The organism is Marinitenerispora sediminis (assembly GCF_003336425.1).
GTDB lineage: Bacteria > Actinomycetota > Actinomycetes > Streptosporangiales > Streptosporangiaceae > Marinitenerispora > Marinitenerispora sediminis.
In genome coordinates this window covers 1-503 of sequence record NZ_QEIO01000361.1, presented here as the reverse complement: position 1 = coordinate 503, position 503 = coordinate 1, and the positions used below count along the sequence as shown (strand labels likewise).

The 503-nt window shown below is 79.9% G+C and carries 1 protein-coding gene; it reads right to left on the bottom strand.

Annotated features, from left to right (window positions below):
• Positions 1-134: 134 nt before the first annotated feature.
• Positions 135-503: thioesterase II family protein (locus tag DEF28_RS26810; RefSeq protein ID WP_233515564.1), on the bottom strand; the 369-nt coding region annotated here is incomplete at its 5' end.

Below are 503 nucleotides of genomic sequence, written 5' to 3'. Positions count from 1 at the left end.
GCGGAGCTCCTCGTCGGCGAGCAGCCGCGGCCGTGGCCATCGCCATGACGCACCCCCGCGCTGCCGGACGGGCGACCGCCTGCCGCGGCGGCTCCGGGGCCCGCCCCCGCCGGCGGGCGGGGGCGGGGGAGCCGCTACGCCCGCCGGATCGCGGCCACGGCGTCGCCGACGGCCGCCGCCACGTCCCGGGGGTGGTCGCTGAGGTAGAAGTGCGCGCCGGGGAACACCCGCAGGTCGCACCGGCCGGAGGTGTGTGCGGACCACGCGCGGGCGTCGGACACCGGCAGCTGCGGGTCGCGGTCCCCGGTGAACACCGTGATCGGGCAGTCCACCCGCGCGGCGGGGTCGGGGGTGTGCGTCTCGATCGCCGTGTAGTCGGCGCGCAGCGCGGGCAGGATCAGCTCGCGGAGCTCCTCGTCGGCGAGCAGCCGCGGCCGTGGCCATCGCCATGACGCACCCCCGCGCTGCCGGACGGGCGACCGCCTGCCGCGGCGGCTCCGGGG